The organism is Enterococcus nangangensis, from assembly GCF_005405245.1.
GTDB classification, from domain to species: Bacteria; Bacillota; Bacilli; order Lactobacillales; family Enterococcaceae; genus Enterococcus_J; species Enterococcus_J nangangensis.
Genome location: NZ_BJDR01000015.1, coordinates 37379 through 45211, shown reverse-complemented (window position 1 = coordinate 45211; position 7833 = coordinate 37379). Strand labels below are relative to the sequence as shown.

Annotated in this window: 8 protein-coding genes; 2 read left to right on the top strand and 6 right to left on the bottom strand. The window is 41.5% G+C overall.

The window, feature by feature from the left end:
- Positions 1 to 277, top strand: a 277-nt coding sequence (locus FFM57_RS09860; RefSeq protein WP_170999914.1) for an Rgg family transcriptional regulator, incomplete at its 5' end; no start/stop codon positions are given.
- Positions 278 to 558: 281 nt separating this feature from the next.
- On the opposite strand, the gene FFM57_RS06250 is transcribed toward FFM57_RS09860, so the two are convergent.
- The 6 genes from FFM57_RS06250 to pplA form a co-directional block, all read right to left on the bottom strand.
- Positions 559 to 825, bottom strand: coding sequence for a type II toxin-antitoxin system RelE family toxin (locus tag FFM57_RS06250; RefSeq protein ID WP_137599673.1), 267 nt, complete (start codon positions 823 to 825; stop codon positions 559 to 561).
- Positions 822 to 1052: a type II toxin-antitoxin system RelB family antitoxin gene (relB, locus tag FFM57_RS06245; protein ID WP_137599672.1), complete on the bottom strand. Its 231-nt coding sequence runs from the start codon at positions 1050 to 1052 to the stop codon at positions 822 to 824. Before relB ends, FFM57_RS06250 begins: the two co-directional genes overlap by 4 nt.
- A 141-nt stretch (positions 1053 to 1193) precedes the next feature.
- On the bottom strand, positions 1194 to 2144 hold the full coding sequence (menA, locus tag FFM57_RS06240; protein ID WP_137599671.1) for a 1,4-dihydroxy-2-naphthoate polyprenyltransferase: 951 nt from the start codon (positions 2142 to 2144) through the stop codon (positions 1194 to 1196).
- 87 nt (positions 2145 to 2231) lie between these two features.
- On the bottom strand, positions 2232 to 3350 hold the full coding sequence (locus FFM57_RS06235) for an FAD:protein FMN transferase (protein WP_371851245.1): 1119 nt from the start codon (positions 3348 to 3350) through the stop codon (positions 2232 to 2234).
- The gene (locus FFM57_RS06230; protein WP_137599670.1) at positions 3347 to 4153 is read right to left on the bottom strand and encodes an alpha/beta hydrolase; all 807 of its coding nucleotides are present in this window, start codon (positions 4151 to 4153) and stop codon (positions 3347 to 3349) included. Before FFM57_RS06230 ends, FFM57_RS06235 begins: the two co-directional genes overlap by 4 nt.
- A 312-nt stretch (positions 4154 to 4465) precedes the next feature.
- Positions 4466 to 5419, bottom strand: a complete 954-nt coding sequence (gene pplA / locus FFM57_RS06225) for an extracellular electron transfer flavoprotein PplA (protein WP_137599669.1) — start codon at positions 5417 to 5419, stop codon at positions 4466 to 4468.
- A gap of 267 nt (positions 5420 to 5686) precedes the next feature.
- Here pplA and FFM57_RS06220 point away from each other — a divergent pair, with 267 nt between their 5' ends.
- Positions 5687 to 7705, top strand: coding sequence for an NAD(P)/FAD-dependent oxidoreductase (locus tag FFM57_RS06220; protein ID WP_137599668.1), 2019 nt, complete (start codon positions 5687 to 5689; stop codon positions 7703 to 7705).
- Positions 7706 to 7833 lie beyond the last annotated feature (128 nt).

Sequence of the window (7833 nt, the reverse complement as noted above, 5' to 3'; positions counted from 1 at the left end):
TTTGTGGTTAAAAACATTGTACCGTATCAGGCACTCATATGGCCTTTTCTTTTTACACAATTATATGGACTTTATCCATCAAACACTTAGTGGTTCAAAGCTTTATTACGAAATCAACAAAATTAATTTTCTTGAAGGACTGTATCATGTAAAACGCGGGAATCAAGAAAAAGGGTTAGCCCTTGCTAATAACGCTCTTATGATAATGAAAAATTTGAAGGACTTTGAAAGTGCTCAACGTCATGAAGAAATTTTACAACAATATTTAAAAGAATAGCGCTACTCCCAAAAAACGATAAACACCTCAAAATATCTTAAAAAGATGCTTTGAGGTGTTTTTATTTTATACTGAGTTTAATCCTTCACCATCTTGTTGGACAATGAGATAAAGAATCGATTTTTCTTCACGCACCACAGCGCCATTACGAGGACCTTTTCTTGTGTGGTAGCACACTGGTTAGTCGCATTACTATCTGCTTGATAATTTATTTCAAAAATAAAAATCTCCCAGTAAACCACTGTAAAAATAGTTTACTGAGAGCTTCGTGTTTCTTATTATTAATCATAAATATTTCTTCTATGTCCTATTTGTAAAGCTAAAACAACTAATCGTTCATCTTCAATCTCTACTACAATACGATAATTTCCTACTCGATACCGCCATTGACCAGACCAATTAGACGTTAAGCCTTTACCATACTTGCGTGGATTGTCAATTCCTTGAATATTTTGATATAGCCATCTTGTAATCAATGTGGCTTGATACCGATCCATCTTTTTTAATTGTTTACGAGCTTCAGGAGTAAATTCAAGTTGATAACTCATTTTAAATTCCCAAATTCTGTTAAAATTTCATCCATGGAAATAGTTGGTTTTCCTTTTTCTTGCCAATATTTTAAAGCAACCTCAGCCGTTTGGCGGTCATACTCATCTTCCAGCTCTTCCATGGAATAGTTTTTGATTAAATCAGATAAACTCACTCCGTAAAACTCTGCCATATAGGATAACCATTCTTTTTCTGCATCACTAACGCGAATCGTAATTGTTGCCATAGCATCTACACACCCTTCCGTACTACATTGTAACACAAAAGGGTGTGTAGTGTAACTATTTTCACCAGCTCTTGTCTAGAATCTGTCCACAAAAAAACGTAACCTCATCTGCGATACAAGATGATGTTACGCTTTTTACTTTCACTTAAATGCGTTCAAAATAACGGTGATGACCAAAACTAAAACGTAACTGGTGTTGAAGAGTAAGAAGTTGTCGATGGAACGTTTGAAACTAATGGGATGAGGAACTTCTCGTTGGTGACGTTTTAATGTTTGAATGGCTTTAGGTAAGGTTAACAAGGTCAAGAGCACCGGCCATTGGAAGACGCCCGCGACAAACCCCACCACCATCACTAAGTAGCAAGACAGCATCAATACTTCAAATAAAATAATGCCGTGAGGCCGTCCTAAATAATACACTAGCGTAAAACGTTCATTGACGATATCCGTGTCTAAATCCCGCAAGTTGTTGGCTAGCATGATGTTGGCAATCGTAAAGACCAAAGGCAGACAGGCCCAGACGAGGGCTACCACCGCCGAAATTTCTCCGGTTAAAGCAAAGGTATTGTCTTTCATTTCAAAAAAGAAAAGTTTGTCATTAAAGGTATTGAGATAAACAGTCATGGCGGGAATTCCAATCCCCATGGTCACGCCGGAAAAAATTTCTCCTAAAGGCATACGGGATAAAGGAATTGGGCCGAAAGTATAAAAAATACCGATGAAGCAGCAGACCGCGCCAATGAAAAAGAAGAGCCAGCCGGACAACACGCTGAGGATTAAACCAATCAACATCGCCATGCCCCCCATGCCAAAAATTAGTTTCCGCACGGTGGACTCTTCTAAGTTGGCCTTACCGATAATATTTTCTTCATACTTATAATGTTCGTCCACAGCTTTCACGTAGTCTTGATAATTATTAATCGCCGTCGTGGTCATATCGAATAAAATCATAGCAATAAAAAAGAGAATCATATAAAACCAGTTGACGGTATGAAAATAACTCCAAGAGAAAAATAAACCAATTAAAAAAGGATAAACGCTAGCAATTTTCGTTTGGATTTCTACTAGCTTTAAAAAGTCTTTTAATTCCATTGATACACCTCCACTATACATAAATAGCACAACTCTTCACAAAAAAAAAGAAAAATCAACAAAATCTGCTGATTTTTCTTAATCACCTTATAATTTATTGCGATCGCCGTAAGTATAGCCGGATTCGTCGTTTAAGACAAATTCATCCTTGACGCCGTCAGTGACAAAAATTTCATCGTCTGTTGTGACAAAAATTGCGTCAACACCATCTAGACTTTCTACGTATTCCAATCCTTTTTTCACACCCATGGAAAAGACCGCCGTCGACAATCCATCGCCATCAATGGATAAGTCGCTAATAATCGTCACACCGGCAATGCCATTGTCAAAAGGATAACCTGTTTTGGGATCAAACAAGTGGTGATACGTTTTGCCATCCACCACCAAGTAGCGCTCGTAAATGCCGGAAGTCACTAAAGACTTATTGGTTTCAGGCACTTGTCCCACGGTCGTGTTCCGCGCTTGGTTCGGATCTTGAATTCCCACGGTCCAATCCACCGCTTTTTCCGGTGTCGAACGAACGCTGTGGCCTAAGACATAGACGTTCCCTCCCAGGTCAACAATCGCCGTTGTGACACCCGCATCTTTTAACAAGCTCACCACTTCATCAGTAATGAAGCCCTTAGCAATCGCTCCTAGGTCCAACTTCATCCCTTTTTCCTCTAGGTAAATGGTTTGCTTCTCATCATCTAAAATAACTTTATGATAGTCCACCAACTTTAACGCTGCGTCAATTTCAGCTTGGCTCGGCTTACGGGCATCATCAAAGCCAATGTGCCACAAACTTGTGATGGGACCAATGGCCATATCAAAGCCGCCATTGGAATCTTGGCTATATTCGTAAGCTTTTTTCGCTAAACGATAGACATCATCAGACACGGCTACCGGCGCAACCCCAGCTTGCTCGTTCACTGCATCCACTTCAGAACCTTCTTGGTTAACAGTGATTTTATCGCCAAGTTCTTTCACGCGGGCAAAAGCATCCTTTAAGGCTTGCTCTTTGCCGTTGTCGTACACTTTAATATTCACGTAAGTCCCCAATAAAAATTGCCGATCCTCGTAAGGTTCCTGATTAATATTGCTGTTGGCTGTTGTCGTCCCACTACTACTGCTGGTGGTGTCCGCCTTTTTACCAGTGCAACCCACTAAGCCAATCATTAGTAAAAGGAGTACAGCCATACTCCCGTATATCTTTTTTCTCGTCATGCTTTGTCCTCCTCTTTAGCCGGGGTGACGGCTAACCACGCAAGTGCTTTTTGAATCCACGTATCCCAAAATTGCCACTCATGCCCCCCGGGACCTTCTTGCCAGTCGACAGTGAAGCCTGCCTTTTGTAAAAGGCCTTGGTAATACGCACCAGCTGGGTGTAAGGGATCTTCTGTGCCGCACGCAACAAAAAATTCTGGTTTTGGGCTAGTCTTGGAAAATTCCCGCACCCAAGTAAACGGATCATGGCAACTATTGGCGAGATCAGCCAACGGTCCAAAGATACCTTCCCAATATGCGCGGTCCCGTGTTTCTAAAAGCAACGCTTCTTGACCTTGCAACACTAATGGCGCCGATAAAACAATTGCTTTGCCGAAACGTTTCGGTTGCAACAGCGCCCATTTACAAGCTCCGTAACCCCCCATGGAAAGTCCTCCCACAAAAGTTTTTTCCCGTTTGGTTGTTAAAGTTGGAAAAAATTGTTGCATCAGTTGTGGCAGTTCTTCAGAAAGGTACGTCCAGTAACGCAAATCATAGGTGGTATCTGTATACCACGCTAAATCCGTTGCGGGAAAAATCACCGCCAATTGTGCTGCTGTGGCGTAACGCTCAATGGATGTCTTCCGCAACCAAACCGTCTCGTTGCCTCCCATACCATGGAGCAAATATAAAACAGGAATGTCCGTCACGGGTGCTGTCGAACTTGTCCCAATTTTTTTGACGGTTGTCTGGGGGATAATGACGTTCACTGCCACTTCCATCCCTAAAACATTTGAGTAAACATTACATTGAAATAAAGCCATCTCGCCACCTCCTTTCATACTTTACCATGAATAGAATAGCTTTGCCAACTCGATTGGAAGTGCTGGCATAAGACAGAAGACACGGAAAATTGTTCTACAAATTTTTTGTGGCTTTTGGCTTATGACCGACTCTTCTAGTTGGCAAAGCTGGACAACAGAAGAGGTAGACAAGCTTGGGAAAAATTTGGATGATAAGTCGGAAAGGACTGGAAAATTGCTCCTCAGATTTTTTAGGACTTTTCACTTATCACTACAAAAAAACGAAAAAAAGAACCACCCTGACGAATCAGGGTAGTCCCCGTAAAGATATTCTTATTTACTCATCACAATGTTGTCTACTTCGATTGGTGTCGTGTCACCTTTTTCAGCAGCGTTTAATAATTGTTGTGCATAAAGGATGAAGCCATGTGTACTGTGCGTTGCACCTGTGACAACTTCTACATCAGCTGCAGAGCCATCTTCTTCTCCCATTGCTTTTAAGAAGCTATCGTTTAGAGCTGGAATAAATTCAGCAGGACCTACGCCAGATTTAGCTTTCATGTTTGTTTCGTATTCGGTGTCATCTTTTTTAGATTTGCCGTCAGCGTTCTTGTAATCGAAGTTAGATTCAGTTACTTTTCCGCCACTAACCGTGATGGCAAAGTCTACATGATAACCATTAGAATCATTTTTTTCTGTTAATTGGTAAGTGCCGTCTTTCAAGTCAGCACCGTTATCAATTTCAATTGTATCGGTTTTACCAGCTTGTGCTGCTTGAATTAATTGTTGTGCATAGTTTTGGAAAGATTCACTAGTGTGTGTCGCACCAGTTACGACTTCGACGTCGCCAGCGCTTTGTGTAGCTACTAAGCTTTCGTTTAAGGCTGGAATAAATTCAGCAGGACCTACGCCAGATTTGGCTTTCATATTTGTTTCGTATTCGGTATCTTCGGTTTTAGATTTGCCTGCTTCATTCACATAGTCACCGTTAGATTCGGTGATTTTGCCGTCTTTTACAGTAATGGCAAATACTGCCCGGTATCCGTTGCTGTAATTTTTTTCTTCTAACTTGTACGTGCCGTCTTGCAAATCAGCACCTGCTGTTTTCGCTGGTGCAGAAGATTCCGTTGTTGCGGCATTGGAACTTGACGTTGCCGTGGTAGATGAAGCTGTCGTGCTGGCAGAGCTAGCTGCGCTGTCTTTGTTATTGTCTGAACTACAAGCTCCTAAAACCAAGGCTGAAAATGTTAAAACACTTAATCCTACCATCAATTTTCTAACTTTCATGAGTGTCTCTCCCTTTTTGTTTTTGTGGATTTTTTCACAAACCCGCTTACTTTTTATTTTAAAGAAATCTTCGGGGATGTCAACCTTTTTTTAAGCGCATTTATGAATTACCAGGTAAAATTTCCCATTTGTGCAACTTTTTAAATAGCGAGTGTCATCTGTGAAAAAAAATTCACAAATTTTTAGTGAAAAGTTAGACAAAATGGTCCTTTTTCTTTATAATTAGGTCGGTTGTAACTTAACTTAATTTATTGAGGAGCGAATAAAATGACTACACAAAAAATTGTCGTAGTGGGGGCTGGGTATGCCGGGGTTTCTGCCACTAAGCTGCTTTCAAAAAAATTGAAAAAAGCTGACGTAGAAATTACGCTAATCGATCGTCACTCTTATCACACCATGATGACAGAACTCCATGAAGTTGCCGGTGGGCGCGTGGAACCAACTGCCATTCAATATGATTTGCAACGTCTATTCTGTCGTCGGAAAAACGTGAAACTCGTTACAGACACCGTGACAGGTATTGATAAAGAAAATAAAGTCGTCCGTACGGCTTTAGGCACCTATCCTTTTGATCATTTGATTTTAGGGATGGGGGGCGAACCTAACGACTTCGGTACGCCTGGGGTTAAAGAGCACGGCTTCACTTTATGGAGCTTTGAAGATGCTTTGCGTTTACGGGAACACATTGAAGCTACCGTGCAAAAAGCGGCTTTAGAACCTGATGCTAACTTGCGGAAACAAATGTTAACTTTCGTCGTTTGTGGTTCTGGTTTTACCGGGATTGAAATGGTGGGGGAACTCATCGACTGGAAAGATCGTTTAGCTAAAGACTACAAGTTAAACAAAGATGATTTCACTTTGATGGTCGTGGAAGCTTTACCAACTATTTTAAACATGTTAACGCGAAATGACGCGGCGAAAGCAGAACGCTACTTGGCAAAGAAAAATGTTGAATTAGTGTTAAGCTCACCAATCATTGAAGTTGATGCCGATCACATCGTCTTAAAGGGCGGTCGTAAGATTCCCACCAACACCTTGATTTGGACAGCTGGGGTTAAATCTAACTCTGATGCGGCAGACTTTGGTTTAGAAGCAGCGCGTGGTAACCGTTTAGTAGCCAACCAATACATGCAAGCTAAAGGTTATGAAGATAAAAATATTTACATCGTTGGGGACCAAGTGTACTTCGAAGAATTCGAACACACACCAACACCACAAATCGTCCAAGCAGCTGAACAAACTGCTCATGCGGCAGCTGGTAGCATCATTGCCGACATTAAAAAGACGGATAAGCATCCTTTTAAATCCAATTACCAAGGGTTCATGGTTTCCATTGGCGCTAAATGGGGCGTGGCTAACTTATTCGATAAGATTCATTTAAGTGGTTTCTTAGCCATTATTATGAAACACATCGTCAATTTGAAATACTTCTTTGATATTCGCTCTGGTTATTATATGTTCCAATACTTGATGCACGAATTCTTCCACATTAAAGACGATCGTAACGTAGCGCGTGGTCATTCCTCTCGTTATGGGAACGTTTTGTGGTCCGTGCCTTTGCGGATTTTCTATGGTTTAGTTTGGTTAGTTGAAGCAGGTAAAAAAATTATCGGTAACGGTGAAATTTTAAAACCTAGCACTTGGTTTGGAGAAGGTTCTTGGTTTACTGGTAATTCCGTTTTCCCTTGGACTTGGGGCTACCCAGCGGCTGACGCTGCAGCTACCACGGCTTCTTCTTCTGATGTAACATCTGGCGCTTCCACGCTAGCTTCTACTGTTGCTTCCACCGTTGCTAGTTCTGCTGATGTGACTTCAGCTGCTTCGGCTGCTACCACCGCTTCTTCTGGTGCGAGTGATGCGGCAGCAACCACCGTTACTAACGTAGCTCACTTTGGTTTAAGTTATGCTTACGGCGAACAACCCATGGTGGTAATTGAAAAATCACCAAACTGGTTCACAAAAATGATGCAATTCATCATGCCTAACCAAGACGTTGCCATGTTCTTCCAAAAATTCATGACTATTTTTGAAGTCTTGTTGGCTTTAGCTTTAATCGCTGGTCTATTCACTTGGTTATCTAGTGCCACCACCATCGTCTTAGTCATCGCCTTTTGTATGTCCGGGATGTTCTATTGGGTAAATATCTGGTTTGTGCCAGTAGCCTTTGCCTTAATGAATGGTTCTGGTCGGGCTGTCGGGCTAGATAAATGGGTTGTACCATTCTTACAACGGACACTGGGCCGTTGGTGGTACGGGACCGAGCGCAGTTTATATCAAGATAAATAATTTCTTACACCGTTGACTTGAAGGACTGTGACCGTGGTCACAGTCCTTTTTGCTCAATTCGTTCCTTTTAGCGCGGCTTTTTTCGTGATTTTTTCATGAGGAAAACGTTTTAAGGAGCCCCTTTTTAT

Bases quoted from the DNA above. Each gene is read 5' to 3' on its own strand.
- FFM57_RS06250 (WP_137599673.1), bottom strand. From the start codon at position 825: ATGAGTTATCAACTTGAATTTACTCCTGAAGCTCGTAAACAATTAAAA.
- relB (WP_137599672.1), bottom strand. From the start codon at position 1,052: ATGGCAACAATTACGATTCGCGTTAGTGATGCAGAAAAAGAATGGTTA.
- menA (WP_137599671.1), bottom strand. From the start codon at position 2,144: ATGGAATTAAAAGACTTTTTAAAGCTAGTAGAAATCCAAACGAAAATT.
- FFM57_RS06235 (WP_371851245.1), bottom strand. From the start codon at position 3,350: ATGACGAGAAAAAAGATATACGGGAGTATGGCTGTACTCCTTTTACTA.
- FFM57_RS06230 (WP_137599670.1), bottom strand. From the start codon at position 4,153: ATGGCTTTATTTCAATGTAATGTTTACTCAAATGTTTTAGGGATGGAA.
- pplA (WP_137599669.1), bottom strand. From the start codon at position 5,419: ATGAAAGTTAGAAAATTGATGGTAGGATTAAGTGTTTTAACATTTTCA.
- FFM57_RS06220 (WP_137599668.1), top strand. From the start codon at position 5,687: ATGACTACACAAAAAATTGTCGTAGTGGGGGCTGGGTATGCCGGGGTT.